Origin of the sequence: Paenibacillus sp. GCM10027629, assembly GCF_042676425.1 — a bacterium.
Taxonomy (GTDB): Bacteria; Bacillota; Bacilli; order Paenibacillales; family Paenibacillaceae; genus Paenibacillus_K; species Paenibacillus_K terrigena.
This window is the reverse complement of record NZ_JBHTGZ010000008.1, coordinates 33,967-49,390: the sequence shown is the minus strand read 5'-3', so window position 1 is coordinate 49,390 and position 15,424 is coordinate 33,967. Positions and strand designations below refer to the sequence as shown.

Here is a 15,424-nt window from a genome sequence, read left to right as displayed (position 1 = left end):
ATCTTCAAATCTAAATTGAATTTTGACAAAAAAACTGCACCTCCAATTGCTAGATGGTGTCTAACAATTGGGGTGCAGTTCATAGTCGTCAGTCTGCTTTTTTGTAATGCTTACGAATGCAAGTCTTCTATAGAGTTGATATTCATATAGGCTGGTACAACAAATCCCGTCTTCACACCGGTCATATTCGGTCCGAGATCATCGAGCTTATCCTTATACTTCGCCCAGTAATCCGCATGTGTTAATGGCAGCCATGCCGCAGCCGAGACGTCGACATCGCCATTCGCTACACCCGTGAACATGGGTCCAGCTTCGACTTGTAAGGCGTTAACCTTATATCCAAGCTTGGTCTCAAGCACATATTTGAGTAGATTCGTGCTGGCAATCTCTGAATCCCATGCGACATATCCGATTTTGATCGAATCGCCTTTGACCGGCTGAAGCCCTTCAATCCATGGTTTAATGCGTGCTGGATTGGCTTCGGCCCAAGTTTTTGCTGCGTCAGCAGGTGAGACCCCTTCTTGAATGGCAGTCATGATCTGACCCATCTCTTCCGGTGTCCATTCGAATCGATCCAGGAAGGTATACGCGACAGGATGATCCTTCTTTAAGCCTTTACGGGCAATGGTATGGATTTCTTCGGCTTCTCCAAAAGATTTTTTTGGATCCTCCAAATATTTGAGCTCATATTTCGAGAACATCCAATGCGGTGTCCATCCCGTAATAATGATGGGGCTTTGCTGCTTAATGGCTTTATCAAGCGTAGCAGTCATGGCTGCACCTGATCCTTCCACGAGACTCCAATCCGTCAATTGATAATCCTGAAGGGCTTTATGCGCCGCCTTCATAATCCCTGCACCGGGATCAATCCCGATAATCTGATAGTTCGTCTGTGCCCCTACAGACTCATCGGAAGTTATTGATTTATTGCTCTTCGGTATCGTCTCACCTAATGTTCGGCGGTCTGGATTGAGGCAACCCGAGAGCAGTGAGATCATCAGGAGACTAACCAGAATGACTTTGATCGTTTTCAATTTGCGCATGTCTGTTCACTCCTTTCGCGAATAGGAAGAGCGTACTTATCTCTTCTTCGTCTTGAATATATTCTGACTCAGACGGTCGAGCACAATCGCTAGAATAACAACGACAAGACCTGCCTCGAAGCCTTTACCGATCTGGAGCTGCGTAACGGCGCGATAGACTTCTGCTCCGATCCCTTGTGCTCCGATCATGGATGCGATGACGACCATAGATAGCGAGAGCATGATGGTCTGGTTCACACCTGCCATGAGCGTTGGCATCGCCAAAGGCAATTGAACCTTGAATAACTTCTGGAATGCAGTCGATCCAAAGGCGTTCGATGCCTCGACCAGTTCCTCCGGTACCTGCTTGATCCCAAGCTGCGTTAAACGAATGGTAGGGGGGATGGAGAAGATAACCGATGCAATAACCCCAGGCACGACGCCAAGGCTGAAAAAGGTAACCGCAGGCAATAAGTATACAAAGGCCGGCATCGTCTGCATGAAATCCAGAATCGGAATGATAGTGCGAGATGCTGTACGATTGTAGGCTGTCAGAATGCCGATCGGTACCCCAAGTAAAATGGAGACGAGCCCGGACGTAATGACAAGGGCAAGACTATCCATCGTTTGAGTCCAATAGTCCAGGTTATAGATCAATAGGAATCCGATCATGGAGAACAGTGCGAGCGGAATCCGGCCAGCCCAGTACGCAATGACCCCTAGAATGAGAATGAAAATAATCGGATGTGGGAGCAAGAACAGCCACGCAATAAAATCGACGACGGTTGCAATGATGAGCGAGATGGCATCGAATAGAACGGAGAGATGATCGCTCATCCATTCCACAAGACTCTGTACCCACTCCGCTATAGGAATTTTAGGCATGATCGGTCACCTCCTTGAAGTCGATATCGCCGGCTAATGCACCGAGAAGCGCCCCACGGACAATGACGCCGAGCAATCGGTTATCACTGTCTACAACGGCCAGCGGTACTTTCGCAGAGCTGGTAATTTCGAATAACTCGCCAATCAAGCGTTCAGGCGTGACCTTCGGGCCGTCGGTGATCAGAATATCTTGGAGAGTATGATTATGCTTATAAGCGTTCGACGCATCTTCGGCCGTAATAACGCCGAGCAAATGCTTGGAGCGGTCAATGACGAAGAGGTTGGAGATACCGCGTTCACGCATGAGCTGTAGTGCCGTTCTTGGACCCCGATCGAGCGTGATTGTCTCGGGACGTCGCATGACATGGGAGGCGGTTAAGACTTTGGACAAGTCTACGTCTTCCACGAAACGTTCTACGAACCGGTTCGCCGGCTGCATCAGAATTTCCTCGGGCGTACCCACTTGGACGACCGAACCTTCGCGCATAAGCGCAATCCGATCACCGATACGCAAGGCCTCATCGAGGTCATGCGTGATGAAGATAATCGTCTTCTTCATTCGAAGCTGCAGCTCCAACAGCTCATCCTGCATATCCCGGCGGATGAGGGGATCAAGCGCGCTGAAGGCTTCATCCATGAGCAGCACTTCGGGATCGTTGGCGAGCGCCCGTGCGAGACCGACACGCTGCTGCATCCCGCCGCTGAGCTCATCTGGCTTCTTGTCTCCCCAACCTTTAAGACCGACGAGTTCTAGCGACTGTAATGCTTTTTCTCGGCGTGTCTTTTTATCGACCTTCTGGATTTCTAGTCCGTATTCCACATTCTCTATGACGGAGCGATGCGGAAAAAGTGCGAATTTCTGGAACACCATGCTGATCGTCTTGCGGCGAACATGGCGGAGTTGTTCTTTGTTCATCTTCATCAGGTCTTTGCCATGCACGAGGATTTGACCGGATGTCGGCTCGATAAGACGGTTGAACATCCGTACGAGCGTCGATTTACCACTGCCGGAGAGACCCATAATAACGAAGATCTCACCTTGTTGAATATCGAGATTGACGCGATTGACCCCGACCGTAATCTGTTTTTCTTTGGCTAGCTGTTGTTTGGTATAGCCTTGCTTCAGGAGAGCAACGCCTTGCTCTTGGTTAGGTCCGAACAGTTTAATCACATCTTTGATTTCTAATATAGCCATACGATTCACCCCTTTGAGTTGATAGGTAGCTTCGGTGCATGTATAATGTGCTACCCATTGTAACAGAGATAGTCACAATTGATCAACCGTAAATTCTGTATATTTGGTATGTACAGAAAAAACTGTACAAAGTATACTTTCGTGATATTCCCTGATTTTTCTTGATCTAATGCACACTTGCGGTCCTTTACATTTAATTTCCCTTTCCTTAAAATAGACAATGATCTGCCGCTTGGCATAAATCACAAACGGTACGGTATAACTATAATTACCAATATCATTCATAATAATGTAGCGAGATCATTGCAGGACGGCGTGTGGAACCTGTTTTATGATGGATTGAGAATAGGAGGTTACAAGCAATGAGCTTGGACCAGTTAAGTCAAGAGGAACAAAGCGCTGTGCTTCGTGTACGCAAACGTGTCATTGAGGCGATCGGGCGCAATATGGATTTATACGGCGTTACGTTATCTACCGGGCATTTGTACGGCCTTCTTTTTTTCGCGGACAAGCCGATGACCCTCGATGAGATGGGTCGGGAAATGAGTATGAGTAAAACAAGCATGAGTACCAGTATGCGTACGCTGCTTGATTTGAATATGGTGAATAAAGTATGGGAAAAAGGCTCCCGCAAGGACCTCTATGAGGTGGAATATGATTGGTACCAGACGTTTACGGATTATTTTGCCATCGAGTGGCGCAAAGCGGTGGAGACGAACATCCAGATCATTCGGCGTTCGATCGATGAGATTAGCCGGATGATGCAGGAAATTCCCGAGGATTCGGCGATTCGCGGTGTGCTCGAAGTGGACAAGCGGAAGATGGAAGGTGCGGTTCGGTACTATACCTGGTTGAATCGATTGATTGACTGCTTAGAGAATGGGGACATTTATCAGTTGGTGCCGAAGGAGTAGCGGGTGATATGACGGAACGCGGCGCGTATGCGGAAGGACATCGCATAGCGGATAAGGCGAAGAGCGTCTCTGCTGATCAGCAGAGACGTTTTTGTATGTTTCGGGCACGGCTATGTTGGCGCTAACCTGTGGCTGCTGTGCGTAATGCCGAAATAACTGCTAAAAAGCAGTTATTTGGTTCACCGTGCCGCGTCTGGAGCGAAATAACTGTCAAAAAGCAGTTAAATGGCCCGCTATGCTGCGTCAAGGCAGAAATAACTGCTTAAAAACAGTTATTTGGTTCGCTATGCCAAGTCTAGGCCGAAATAACTGCTAAAAAGCAGTTATTTCGCCCACCGCCCGCAGGATTCCAAACCTTGCACTCTGCGTCTTGATATCACACACTGGAGCGGGTATGATGAGAGAAATGGAATATTTCACATGACGAAGAACGTCTCTGCTTATCGTTAGATAAGAACAGGGGCGTTTTTTTGTTGTGTATTGAATGGAGATGATGATAGTTGGAATATGAGAAAGCGCATGAGGTTTGGATCAATTCCCATATGAAAAGGAGATCGGGCGAGCGAAAAGGTCGTTTGGAACGCGGACATCAGCACGGGGAGGAGCTTTTTGTGCGCTATGTATGGTGGCCTGTGGTAGGCAGCTTTGCGCAGCTTCATCCGGAATATGAGGTGGCGGACTGGCGGGGACGGTCATATTTTGCGGACTTTGCATGGATAACGGGAGACCTCAGATTGATCATAGAGATCAAAGGTTATGGCCCCCATGTTCGGGATATGGATCGCAAACGTTATTGTCATGAGCTGAATCGGGAGACATTTCTGCAATCGATGGGATATCGGATCATCTCATTTGCTTACGATGATGTGGCTGATCGCCCGGAGTTATGTATAACACTGCTGAGGATGGTTATGAGTCGATACAACAGCATTGGAGAGTCTTACGGACTTGCTTCGCGCGATGAGCGGGAGGTTATGCGATTGGCTTATCAAATGGCACAGCCTCTCCGCCCAAAGGATATTGAGACGCATTTGTGCCTGGGTCACCGCCCGGCAGTTCGTTTATTGCAAGAGTTGTGCAAAAAAGGTTACCTTACACCGATTCATAGTGGGAATGGTGTCCGAGTAACAAAGTATGTCTTAGGAGGGAAGCCGATAGGCGAGATGATATGGTGATTGAGGAAAAACTGCCTTTTAGCAGTTAATCAGACCGCTGTGCAGCTACCAGACGAAATAACTTCCAAAAAGCAATTAAATCGCCAGCCCTGTGGCGTCCCAGCCGAAATAACCGCTAATAAGCAGTTATTAGGCCCGAGCGGCAGAGGAACGAGCGAAATAACTGCGCAAATGCAGTTAAATAGCCCGACCAGCGACGGAATGAGTGAAATAACTGCATAAACTCAGTTAAATGGCCCTCCATGCTGCGTCCCGTCCGAAATAACTGCTAAAAAGCAGTTATTTCCCTCGTCGCCGCCTCCCCCCCCCTCCCCCTCCCCCGGACAAGCTCAACAAAGAGGTTGTCACGCTTGTCATGCTAGTCTGCATAATTGGCCAAGGTCTCTCATAGACATGTATCAATGAATTAACAATTGTGCAGAGGGGATGATTTCATGCGTCGGATCACATGGATAACGGCCATAGTGATGTGTGTAACATTTTTGCTATCAGGGTGTGGGACAAAAGATGCAGCAGCGATTGTCAAGGATTTGGATCATGTGGTCAGCAAACTATCGAGTTATCAAGGATCAGGTACGATGACACTGCATACGGGACAGCAGCCGCAGGAGTATCAGGTTGAAGTGTGGTATCAGAATCCATCGTACTACCGCATTGCGCTCAAAAATGCCAAGAAAGATATTACTCAAATCGTCTTGCGCAACGATGAAGGCGTGTTCGTCTTGACGCCTAGCTTGAACAAGAGCTTCCGCTTCCAGAGCGATTGGCCGGAGAAACAAGGTCAGGTCTACCTCTACCAAACCTTGGTACACAGCATCCTTCAAGACAATACGCGCCAGTTCGCTTCGGAGAAGGAGTCTTACGTGTTCGATGTGCTAGCGAATTACCAGACGAGTGCGCTGGTTCGCCAGAAGATTTGGTTAAATAAAGAGACGTATGCGCCTAAACAAGTCCAAGTGACCGATGCGAATTCGAATGTCGTCGTCGAGGTGAAATTCGACCAATTCGATTTCAATGCGAAATTCGAGAAGGACTCCTTCGAGATGCAGCGCAACATGACAACAGGCATGAACATCGAGGTCTTGCCTACGACGGGTGAAGTAACCGAGAAGGGTGATCCTGCAGCTTCCACGAAGGAAGGAGAACCATCCACGGAGCCGAGCAAGGAGACAACAGCTGAACCAACACAAGATTTGGGTCCATTCGGTATGATTGAGCCAGGTTATATTCCAGCAAACGTGACGCTGCAGGATGCCAAAGAAATTTCGGATGCGCCAGATTATGCCGTACTTCTCAGATATTCGGGGGATTATAACTTCACCCTTCGCGAATCTAGACCTCAAGATCGTAAAGTGGCGATTATGAACGGCGAGAGCGTTGACCTTGGTTTTACAATCGGTCATCTGACAGGCACAGAACAGCGCACATTAACTTGGATGACGGATGAAGGTATCGAATACCGTCTCTCCAGTGCAGACCTGCCGCAGTCCGAGATGGTCAGCATTGCAACTTCCCTGATCGATCAATCGGGTAAATAAGAACCTAATAGGATGAAGCTGTGCGAAGGGTAGAACAATGCCCGAAAGCGCAGCTTTTTCTTTTTGAACCCATTTAGTTGGAAAAATATATATTATATTCCATGATTAAGTGCATTGCATTGACAGTTCCAGGCCGTTAGGATTAAATAATGTGTATTAGAATCGGACATTGTGACGCTTGAAGAGAAGGTGGAGTTATTGAATTCATATTATCGCCCGACACGGGCTGAGATTTCATTAAACGCATTGCAGCATAACATCGAGGCATTCCGCAGCTTGATTCCAGCAGACACGAAGCTTCTCGCTTGTGTCAAAGCGAATGCGTACGGACATGGAGCGGTTGGCGTTTCACGCGAAGCGGAGCGGCTCGGTATCGATTATTTGAGCGTAGCGTTTTTGGATGAAGCCCTTCAACTGCGTGATGCAGGAATACAGACGCCAATACTCGTCCTAGGATATACTGGCCCTGAAGGGGTGGCTGTTGCAAGACAACATGGTGTTACACTAACCGTGTTCAGTGAAGAGGTTGCAGCGGCGATTGCAGCCTTACCTGAAGACCCGCAGCAGCTTAAGGTTCACATCAAAGTGGACTCAGGAATGGGCAGACTCGGCCTTTTATATGGTAAGGAAGCAGCAGATTTTGTGGAACAGATGCTTGCTTTGCCGCAGGTGGAAGTCGAAGGCATGTACACGCATTTCTCCTGTGCAGACGAGGCAGATAAGGAATATACAATGGGACAGCATCGGCGTTTTCAAGCAACGGTTGATATGTTGCAAGCGCGCGGCATCACGCTTCCCATCATTCATACAGGGAATAGTGCAACAGGGATTGATCTGCCTGAATTGACAGGTAATATGCTGCGTCTAGGAATTAGCTTATACGGACTTTATCCTTCCGAAGAAGTGCTCAAGGAGCGGGTAGAGCTCAAACCGATATTGACGGTGCGGACGAGACTCACACGCGTGAAACGGCTGCCGAAAGATATCGGGATTAGTTATGGCAAACGATATATCACCGAGCAGGAAGATGAGTGCATCGGAACGTTGCCTGTCGGTTATGCCGACGGATTTTCACGCATGATGAGCGGTAAAGTGGAAGTATTGATCCGAGGTCAACGTGTACCTGTCGTAGGTACGATTTGTATGGATCAATGCATGGTGCAGTTAAGCAATCTGGGAGCTGATGTAGAGGAGATTCAGGCTGGGGAAGATGTTGTCCTGATCGGCTCACAAGGCGAAGAACAGATTCGTGTTGAAGAAATTGCAGTACATACAGGTACTATTAATTATGAGATCATCTGTATGCTGGCCAATCGTGTACCGCGTATCTATATGCGTGACGGTATGCCAGTTGAAATTGACAATCGATTGATATAAAAGTGAACTGCAGCAATATTTACCAATAATTTCATTGTCGTATTTAAAGGGTTTTCGCATCCTATTCTCGAATAAGTACATGAGTATAGCAGCCGATAACACCCGATTCGCGGGCATATGCTAATCCAGTGATCATACTTGGTATATATCAAGCATATATATTCTTTTGTATAAATTTCCTCGGTTATCGACATACTGGTATTAATTGTTGTTGAAAGTTTGTGGGGGTGCGAGTAAAAGTGTCCAATGTTCAGAACACGAAAAGGATCATGATCAGTCTGCCGGACAATCTGCTGCAAGAAGTGGATGGGATCGTGGCAAAGGAAAATTCCAACCGAAGTGAATTTATTCGGCAAGCAATGAAGTTGTATTTAATGGATCGGAAGAAACGGTATATCCGGGAATCGATGCAACGTGGCTATATGGAGATGGCCAAAATTAATTTGACCATGGCATCGGAAGCATTTTACGCGGAGGAAGATGCGGAGGGCACTCTTGGTCGTCTAGTGAGCGGGGTGTAACCATTGATAGTGAAGCGTGGCGACGTATTTTTTGCGGATCTCTCGCCTGTCGTCGGTTCGGAGCAAGGTGGGGTAAGACCTGTATTGATTATCCAGAATGACATCGGCAATCGCTTCAGCCCAACCGTCATCGTCGCGGCTATTACAGCGCAAATTCAGAAGGCAAAGCTGCCGACGCATGTGGAAATTGATGCAGAGACCCACGGATTTGACAGGGACTCTGTTATTTTGCTCGAACAGATTCGAACCATCGATAAGCAGCGGCTTACCGATAAGATCACTCATCTGGATGAGGAAACGATGCGTAAGGTAGACGACGGTCTCCAGATCAGCATTGGATTAATCGAATTTTGAAGTACTAGACTTGCGAGGGTTCTTCGAGAGCCCTTGTTTTTTTTTGTCATTTTGAGACAATAGAAGAAGTATGTTAACAAAGTGAGGGATTGTGAATGACGGAACAGAAAGCGGTGGCTGGAACAACAGAAGAAGCAATGAAAGCCGCAGAACTCGAACGTATTATGAAGCAGATGGCGAAGGAGATTGGGCTCGCGCTGAAGCAGGTGCGGACGACTGTCCAATTGCTCGATGAAGGGAATACAATCCCGTTCATAGCACGTTACCGAAAAGAAATGACGGGAGAGCTGGATGAGAATCAGCTTCGCTCCATTGAAGAACGATTGCATTATTTGCGTAACTTAGAAGAGCGGAAGCGTGAAGTGATCCGTATCATTGATGAACAAGGGAAGTTGACGGAAGAGCTGCAGAAGGCGATTGTAAGCGCAGAGAAGCTGCAAGAGGTTGAAGATTTATATCGTCCATACCGTCAAAAGCGGAAGACGAGAGCAAGTGTGGCTAAGGAGAAAGGGCTAGAGCCTTTGTCTGCATGGATTTGGGCACAGCCGAAGCAAGGGGATGCCCTGCAAGAGGCTGCTGCATACGTAGACATCGAAAAAGGGGTAGCAAGCGCAGAGGAAGCATTACAAGGTGCGATGGATATCCTGGCAGAAATCATTGCGGATGATGCAAAAATTCGAGCGTGGGTGCGTCAATACACAGTAGATCAAGGACTTCTTCGTACGGAAGCGAAGGATGCGGAGCAGGAATCGGTCTATGAAATGTATTATGCCTATCAGGAACCGATCAAGAAGCTGCCGCCGCACCGTACACTTGCGATTAACCGTGGAGAGCGGGAGGATATCCTCAAAGTATCGATTGATGTACAGACAGATCGTATACATCAATACATTGGCAAGCAGGTTCTTCGGGGCGCCTCTGTCGTTCAGGATATTTTGACGGCGGTCATCGAGGATGCATACAAACGACTCATTGCACCTTCGATTGAGCGTGAGGTACGTAATGAATTAACGGTGAAGGCGGAGGAGCAAGCGATTCAGATCTTTGCAGGCAACCTTCGGAATTTGCTGTTGCAGCCACCGGTCAAAGGGAAATGCGTTCTTGGCGTCGACCCAGCTTTTCGTACAGGCTGTAAGCTGGCTGTTGTCGATGAGACAGGTAAGCTGCTCGAGGTAGCGGTGACATACCCGACACCGCCGAACAATAAAGTAGCTGAAGCCGAGGCCATCTTCAACCGATTGATTAGCAAATATGACATTGAGCTTATTGTCATCGGGAACGGTACGGCATCGCGGGAGACGGAGCAGTTCGTCGTGGATGTGATGAGCAAGAACAAAGGACGCGGATTGCAATATCTGATCGTTAGTGAAGCGGGGGCCAGCGTGTATTCCGCATCGAAGATTGCCCAGGAAGAGTTCCCGGATCTGGATGTCGCTGAGCGCAGCGCCGTATCGATTGCGCGCCGGATGCAAGATCCGCTCGCGGAATTGGTGAAGATTGATCCGAAGGCCATTGGGGTCGGACAATATCAGCATGATGTAACGCAGAAACGATTAGAAGAAAGCTTAGGCGCAGTCGTCGAGTCGGCCGTGAACCATGTCGGCGTCGATGTGAATACGGCGTCACCTTCCCTCCTGTCGTACGTCGCAGGCGTGAACAGCACGATTGCGAAGAATATCGTGAAGTACCGCGAAGAGAATGGCAAATTCACCTCACGGAAGCAATTGCAGAAGGTACCACGTCTCGGGGCGAAAACGTACGAGCAGTGTATTGGCTTCATGCGAATTAGTGATGGAGACAATCCACTCGATCGGACGCCGATTCACCCGGAATCCTACAATGTCGTGGATCAATTGTTCAAGGAGCTGCGTTATGAACTTGATCAAGTGGGTTCGAAGGAGCTTGCAGCGGCTCTCTCGATCGTTGATCCCTCGGGTGTAGCGGATCAACTTGGGGTTGGTGTTCCGACGCTCCGTGATATTCTAGACAGCTTGCAACGTCCAGGCCGAGATCCGCGTGAGGAGCTGCCGCCGCCGATTTTCCGTACGGATGTGCTCAAGCTCGAGGATCTAACGCCAGGGATGGAGCTGCACGGAACGGTTCGCAATGTAATCGACTTCGGAGCCTTCGTGGATATCGGAATTAAGAATGATGGGCTTGTCCATATTTCACAGCTCAGCGACAAGTTCGTGAAGCATCCGATGGACGTGGTCTCGGTTGGAGATAATGTGACAGTATGGGTACTTAATGTGGATGAGAAGAAGGGGCGTGTTGGGTTAACGATGCGTAAACCATCTTAACCATTACTTATAGCATAAAACAGGGTAGCGGCCCGTGGGACTTCAGTAGATGATGTCCTGGGCGCTACCCTGTTACATTTTCGATGTCTCTTCGTGAGTGGACATAGATCTTCGTGAATAGAAGAACCAACAATCATTTAATAACTTGATTTGCCGACGGTCTTTCTTGTGGAAGGCTTTCATGAGTTGATTGCACAGCCATTGCGGCATTGCCCTTCCTCCTCCCAAACCTGGTGTAATATTACCATATGGGCGGAAAGGCAATCCTGTGCACGTCCAGTTGCAGATGACAAGGAATAAAACTTATATGCCTTTGGGGTCCCCGCAAAGCAACTGAATTGACTTCACAGCCAAGGCCTCACTTTGTGAGTTGTTTTATATGTTCCCGGGGTCCCCGCAAAGTACCTGATTCCGCTTCGAAGCCATTACTCCAATTTGTGGGGTTCTTTCACGCTTCCTCTTCGTACCATTGTTCTAATTGCGCTTGCAAGGCGCGGATTTCCGTAAGCAGCGAGATGAGCGGGTAGCTCTTCTCTTGAATGGATGCGAAGGATTGCTCCAGACGATTCAAATAATCAAGGCCGCCCTCGATTGTTGAAGTCTCTTGCAGCAGCTCCAGCGAATCGCATTCTGCAATCGCTAATGGAAGAACGGGAACCTCTTCGGCGGTAAGTTTGCTTACTTCTTTGTTCAGGCGTAGATTCAATGCACTAAGTTGATAAGCATAATCGCTAGGCATCTCGATAAATTCAAGGCTGCTCTCATGCTGTAGAATGATGTAACGCATCTTCGACATTTGTAGTAAATCTCCCCTCAATTTACGATCCTAATTGACAGTGTAGCCTAAGTAGGTGTTACAATTCAAGCATTAGAGGGAGGGCGTGCGGAAGGGAAAAGGAAGGTAGAATGACTCGGAAATACAGGCATTTGGATTGACGGCGCTGATCGGTATATCCGCCATTCTTAGGTGCTAATTGATCCGGCGTGTGCTGCCCTCACGAATGGGATATATCCAGAGAATTCAAAGCAATCACTACTTGACAGCGCAGCCTAAGTTGGCGTTACAATTTAAGAGTTGGCGGACGAGCATTGGAAGGGGAGATGGACAGTGGATGACGCGGAATTACAAGCTTGGATTGAACGCATTTCATTAGAGTTTTTCGGGATCCCATTCCGGCATCGCGCCAGATTCAACCCCAGGCTGCGTTCGACGGGCGGGCGTTATTTTCTGAAGAGCCACGATATTGAGATCAATCCCCATCAACTGGAAGCCCATGGAGCGGATGAGGTTGAGAAGATTATTAAGCATGAATTATGCCACTATCATCTGCATATTCAGAAGCGTGGTTATCAGCATCGAGATGCAGAGTTTAAGGCTTTACTCGAGCAGGTTGGCGGGAGTCGATTCTGCAGTCATCTGCCGACGACAATGAAACCAAAGCGACGTGTTGAGCCCTATCGATATGAGCTGCGATGTGGACGATGCGGGATGTCGTATAAACGCAAACGGCGTATGGATCCGCGAAAATATGCTTGTGGAAAGTGTAGAGGGAGGCTTGAACTTTTTATACTTGAAGTGACTTGACTTCGCTTACATTTCGTGATAAATTAAATCATGTCACTTTTGAATATTCCCTGATAGCTCAGTTGGTAGAGCACTCGACTGTTAATCGAGTTGTCACAGGTTCGAGTCCTGTTCGGGGAGCCATTCTTATCTGGAGAGATACCCAAGTGGCTATAAGGGGACCCTCTGCTAAGGGGTTAGACTGCGTAAGCGGTGCGAGGGTTCGAATCCCTCTCTCTCCGCCATACATAACAATTAGAAAGAGCCTGTGAAGGCTCTTTTTTTCATTAGAATTGATAAAGTTTCGTGCTTCCCCGCAAAGTCCTGAATCACCTCTAAGCCAATCCATCACTTTGTGGGGTTATTTTGCATACGCTCATTATTGTTCGTCTTGCAGCTCATCAGCCAGTCCACGGATCGCGGCTTTGCGCTTCTCATTTTTATGCTCTAACTGACGGGTTTCCTTGCCAGAAATCTCGTCGGCATGCTCGTCGAGATATTGATTCGTCTCAGCCATGTTTTGTTTCGTGTTCTGAATTGCGTTTTGAATTTTCTCTGCGTTATCAGAACGATCATCTGGTTTAGCCATGTGGTGTGCCTCCTCGTTGTTTATTGAATCCATCCTATAAGATTCCTTCGACGGAGGATTCTCATGCATTGGATAATTATTCTGTACATTTGAAAGGCGGTTCGTGATGAATGGAAAGATTGATCTACGAAATGGAGCCTCGTGCGCCCTATGATTTTGGTAAAATGATTCGTCGTCTGCAAGGTGTGAATCACGAAATGTTCCGTTTCCAAGGTGATCGACTATTGCGAACGATTCGGTTCGATGATCAGGTCTTTGTGCTTGCGGTCGATTCGATTGGAAGTATCGAGAACCCAAAGCTGCAAATTGCGTTGTATGGGGATGGTCTTAGACATATCAACGATGTGGGGGGGTTCAAGCAATACATTCGTGTTATGTTATCGGCGGATTTAGATATCCAGTCTTTTTACGATCAGATGGCAGCGGATGCGCTATATCAACCTTTAGTGGAACGCTTCTACGGCTTACGATTCATTCTTGAAGCAGATTTGTTCGAATGCATGACGAAGACGATTATTGGACAGCAGTTGAATTTGGCGTTCGCATCGACGCTTAATCGGCGACTGATGGAGCTGACAGCGAAACCCGTCATGTGGGAGGGGCTAGAGCTGCCTGTGTTTCCTTCGGCACAAGATGTGGCCCGACTTGATTACGGTCAGCTTTGCGAATTGCAGTATAGCCAGCGTAAAGCAGAGTACGTTATTGATTTTGCACGATTGGTGGCTGAGGGACAGATTGATTTGAATGGACTCTTCACGAAGACAAATGATGAGATTGTTACGGAGCTTAGTCGTCTGCGCGGGATTGGACGTTGGACCGTTGAATGCTTCCTGATGTTCGGAATGGGGCGGACGGATCTGCTGCCTGCAGCCGACATCGGTCTTCGCAATGGGGTGAAGAAGCTCTACGGGATGGAGGACAAACCGACCGAAGCGGAAGTGCGTCGGATCGGAGCCGCTTGGGCTCCGTGGTCCAGTTATGTCACGTTCTATCTGTGGGAGACGCTCAATGATAAGTTGAAGGAACGGGCCGGCAGTTAGAGCCACTTCTTTCTTTTGAAATAAATATAGAGGCTTCCGGCAATGATCGCCATGATGATGAGAATAATCGGGTAGCTGAGCTTGAACTTCAATTCGGGCATATATTCGAAATTCATGCCGTATAAGCTAGACATGAACATGAGGGGCAGGAATATGGCGCTGAAAATCGTCAACGTCTTCATGATCTCATTCATCCGGTCAGATTTCATACTCATCTGCATTTCCACTAGGCTGTTAAGCGATTCACGGTAGATATCAATCGAATCAATTGCCCGGGAGATATGATCGTATATGTCCATATAGTAGGCGTTCGATTCTTCCTTCGTATAAGGGAACTGACGGTGGCTGATCGTGCTGATCAAGGTCTTCTGATCAGCGAGCACTTGGCGAATATGATGGAGCGCGCGTTTTTGTTTGAAGACCTGCTGCGATATACGGACATAGGGGTCCTTGTACACGGCTTCTTCGTAACTCTCCAACTTATTTTCAATGACAGAGATACTATCTACGAATTGGTCTACGCATCGATCGAGAATGAAGTACAGAATCCGACCGGTATGGTCGATTCGTCCTTCAATTTGTTGAAGCTTCTCATACAGCTCGTGCAGCAAGGGCAGTGGTGTCTGACAGATGGTAATAATGTAATTCGCACCGATGACAATATCGAGTTCAATCAGCTTGAGTGGGTGCACTAGCGTATAGAATGTGATGAGTACATTATCGCGATATTGATCGAGCTTGGGACGTTGGTTCTGTTTGATACAGTCTTCGATCAATAGCGGGTGGCAATTGAACATATTTTGGAGCACATGGTGAATCTCTTCACTCGAAGGTTGAATCATATTAATCCATACGATTTCGTGGTCCTCCGGCATGCGGAGGGGGGCTTTTGAGACTTGGTGTGTTGCTTGATTGTAAATTAGCATGATGCTTGTACACCTCCTGGAATT

Annotated in this window: 15 protein-coding genes, 2 tRNA genes and 1 pseudogene; 11 read left to right on the top strand and 7 right to left on the bottom strand. The window is 47.9% G+C overall.

Annotated elements, in window-relative coordinates; translation table 11 throughout:
- Positions 1-110: 110 nt before the first annotated feature.
- The 3 genes and pseudogenes from ACFQZR_RS09130 to ACFQZR_RS09120 form a co-directional block, all read right to left on the bottom strand.
- Positions 111-1,043 (bottom strand): glycine betaine ABC transporter substrate-binding protein, encoded by a 933-nt coding sequence (locus ACFQZR_RS09130; RefSeq protein ID WP_379345050.1) that lies wholly within the window; start codon positions 1,041-1,043, stop codon positions 111-113.
- Between the two features lie 41 nt (positions 1,044-1,084).
- A pseudogene (locus ACFQZR_RS09125) lies at positions 1,085-1,910 on the bottom strand (ABC transporter permease); the annotation flags it as partial.
- The gene (locus ACFQZR_RS09120) at positions 1,900-3,102 is read right to left on the bottom strand and encodes a quaternary amine ABC transporter ATP-binding protein (protein ID WP_379345048.1); all 1,203 of its coding nucleotides are present in this window, start codon (positions 3,100-3,102) and stop codon (positions 1,900-1,902) included. The gene ACFQZR_RS09120 and the pseudogene ACFQZR_RS09125, both read right to left, overlap by 11 nt.
- A 362-nt stretch (positions 3,103-3,464) precedes the next feature.
- On the opposite strand from ACFQZR_RS09120, the gene ACFQZR_RS09115 reads away from it, so the two are divergent.
- From ACFQZR_RS09115 to ACFQZR_RS09085, 7 genes are all read left to right on the top strand, one after another.
- Entirely contained in the window at positions 3,465-4,016 is a 552-nt protein-coding gene (locus ACFQZR_RS09115) for a GbsR/MarR family transcriptional regulator (protein ID WP_379345046.1), read from the top strand.
- Positions 4,017-4,516: 500 nt separating this feature from the next.
- Complete coding sequence (locus ACFQZR_RS09110) at positions 4,517-5,191, top strand: DUF559 domain-containing protein (protein WP_379345044.1); 675 nt, start codon at positions 4,517-4,519, stop codon at positions 5,189-5,191.
- A 434-nt stretch (positions 5,192-5,625) separates the two neighbouring features.
- Entirely contained in the window at positions 5,626-6,729 is a 1,104-nt protein-coding gene (locus tag ACFQZR_RS09105; RefSeq protein ID WP_379345042.1) for a LolA family protein, read from the top strand.
- Positions 6,730-6,927: 198 nt separating this feature from the next.
- Positions 6,928-8,106: an alanine racemase gene (alr, locus tag ACFQZR_RS09100; protein WP_379345040.1), complete on the top strand. Its 1,179-nt coding sequence runs from the start codon at positions 6,928-6,930 to the stop codon at positions 8,104-8,106.
- 239 nt (positions 8,107-8,345) lie between these two features.
- On the top strand, positions 8,346-8,627 hold the full coding sequence (locus ACFQZR_RS09095; RefSeq protein WP_018757642.1) for a CopG family ribbon-helix-helix protein: 282 nt from the start codon (positions 8,346-8,348) through the stop codon (positions 8,625-8,627).
- Between the two features lie 3 nt (positions 8,628-8,630).
- Positions 8,631-8,981: a type II toxin-antitoxin system PemK/MazF family toxin gene (locus tag ACFQZR_RS09090; protein ID WP_026263981.1), complete on the top strand. Its 351-nt coding sequence runs from the start codon at positions 8,631-8,633 to the stop codon at positions 8,979-8,981.
- Positions 8,982-9,076: 95 nt separating this feature from the next.
- A complete protein-coding gene (locus tag ACFQZR_RS09085; protein ID WP_379345037.1) occupies positions 9,077-11,281 on the top strand; it encodes a Tex family protein in 2,205 nt (734 codons plus the stop codon).
- A gap of 72 nt (positions 11,282-11,353) precedes the next feature.
- Here the strand turns inward: ACFQZR_RS09085 and cmpA are convergent, their stop codons facing one another.
- Both cmpA and ACFQZR_RS09075 read right to left on the bottom strand, forming a co-directional pair.
- Positions 11,354-11,491, bottom strand: a complete 138-nt coding sequence (gene cmpA / locus ACFQZR_RS09080; protein ID WP_379345035.1) for a cortex morphogenetic protein CmpA — start codon at positions 11,489-11,491, stop codon at positions 11,354-11,356.
- Positions 11,492-11,729: 238 nt separating this feature from the next.
- Positions 11,730-12,077: a hypothetical protein gene (locus ACFQZR_RS09075; protein WP_018757647.1), complete on the bottom strand. Its 348-nt coding sequence runs from the start codon at positions 12,075-12,077 to the stop codon at positions 11,730-11,732.
- A gap of 312 nt (positions 12,078-12,389) precedes the next feature.
- Between ACFQZR_RS09075 and ACFQZR_RS09070 the strand changes: the two genes are divergently transcribed.
- The 3 genes from ACFQZR_RS09070 (at position 12,390) to ACFQZR_RS09060 (ending at position 13,090) form a co-directional block, all read left to right on the top strand.
- The gene (locus tag ACFQZR_RS09070) at positions 12,390-12,866 is read left to right on the top strand and encodes a SprT family protein (RefSeq protein WP_379345032.1); all 477 of its coding nucleotides are present in this window, start codon (positions 12,390-12,392) and stop codon (positions 12,864-12,866) included.
- A 47-nt stretch (positions 12,867-12,913) separates the two neighbouring features.
- Positions 12,914-12,989 (top strand) — tRNA-Asn (locus tag ACFQZR_RS09065).
- Positions 12,990-12,998: 9 nt separating this feature from the next.
- A tRNA-Ser gene (locus tag ACFQZR_RS09060) sits at positions 12,999-13,090 on the top strand.
- 134 nt (positions 13,091-13,224) lie between these two features.
- On the opposite strand, the gene tlp is transcribed toward ACFQZR_RS09060, so the two are convergent.
- Positions 13,225-13,434 carry a small acid-soluble spore protein Tlp gene (gene tlp, locus ACFQZR_RS09055; RefSeq protein WP_379345030.1) on the bottom strand — a complete coding sequence of 70 codons (210 nt, stop codon included), beginning with the start codon at positions 13,432-13,434 and terminating at the stop codon, positions 13,225-13,227.
- Between the two features lie 110 nt (positions 13,435-13,544).
- On the opposite strand from tlp, the gene ACFQZR_RS09050 reads away from it, so the two are divergent.
- A complete protein-coding gene (locus ACFQZR_RS09050) occupies positions 13,545-14,474 on the top strand; it encodes a DNA-3-methyladenine glycosylase 2 (protein ID WP_379345028.1) in 930 nt (309 codons plus the stop codon).
- On the opposite strand, the gene corA is transcribed toward ACFQZR_RS09050, so the two are convergent.
- Complete coding sequence (gene corA / locus ACFQZR_RS09045; protein WP_379345026.1) at positions 14,471-15,400, bottom strand: magnesium/cobalt transporter CorA; 930 nt, start codon at positions 15,398-15,400, stop codon at positions 14,471-14,473. The genes ACFQZR_RS09050 and corA overlap by 4 nt on opposite strands.
- Positions 15,401-15,424: the final 24 nt, after the last annotated feature.

What these genes read in the sequence shown, in the direction of transcription:
- tlp (WP_379345030.1), bottom strand. Translation starts at nt 13,434, where the DNA reads ATGGCTAAACCAGATGATCGTTCTGATAACGCAGAGAAAATTCAAAAC.
- corA (WP_379345026.1), bottom strand. Translation starts at nt 15,400, where the DNA reads ATGCTAATTTACAATCAAGCAACACACCAAGTCTCAAAAGCCCCCCTC.
- ACFQZR_RS09130 (WP_379345050.1), bottom strand. Translation starts at nt 1,043, where the DNA reads ATGCGCAAATTGAAAACGATCAAAGTCATTCTGGTTAGTCTCCTGATG.
- ACFQZR_RS09115 (WP_379345046.1), top strand. Translation starts at nt 3,465, where the DNA reads ATGAGCTTGGACCAGTTAAGTCAAGAGGAACAAAGCGCTGTGCTTCGT.
- ACFQZR_RS09120 (WP_379345048.1), bottom strand. Translation starts at nt 3,102, where the DNA reads ATGGCTATATTAGAAATCAAAGATGTGATTAAACTGTTCGGACCTAAC.
- ACFQZR_RS09085 (WP_379345037.1), top strand. Translation starts at nt 9,077, where the DNA reads ATGACGGAACAGAAAGCGGTGGCTGGAACAACAGAAGAAGCAATGAAA.
- ACFQZR_RS09105 (WP_379345042.1), top strand. Translation starts at nt 5,626, where the DNA reads ATGCGTCGGATCACATGGATAACGGCCATAGTGATGTGTGTAACATTT.
- ACFQZR_RS09050 (WP_379345028.1), top strand. Translation starts at nt 13,545, where the DNA reads ATGGAAAGATTGATCTACGAAATGGAGCCTCGTGCGCCCTATGATTTT.
- cmpA (WP_379345035.1), bottom strand. Translation starts at nt 11,491, where the DNA reads ATGCCGCAATGGCTGTGCAATCAACTCATGAAAGCCTTCCACAAGAAA.
- ACFQZR_RS09075 (WP_018757647.1), bottom strand. Translation starts at nt 12,077, where the DNA reads ATGTCGAAGATGCGTTACATCATTCTACAGCATGAGAGCAGCCTTGAA.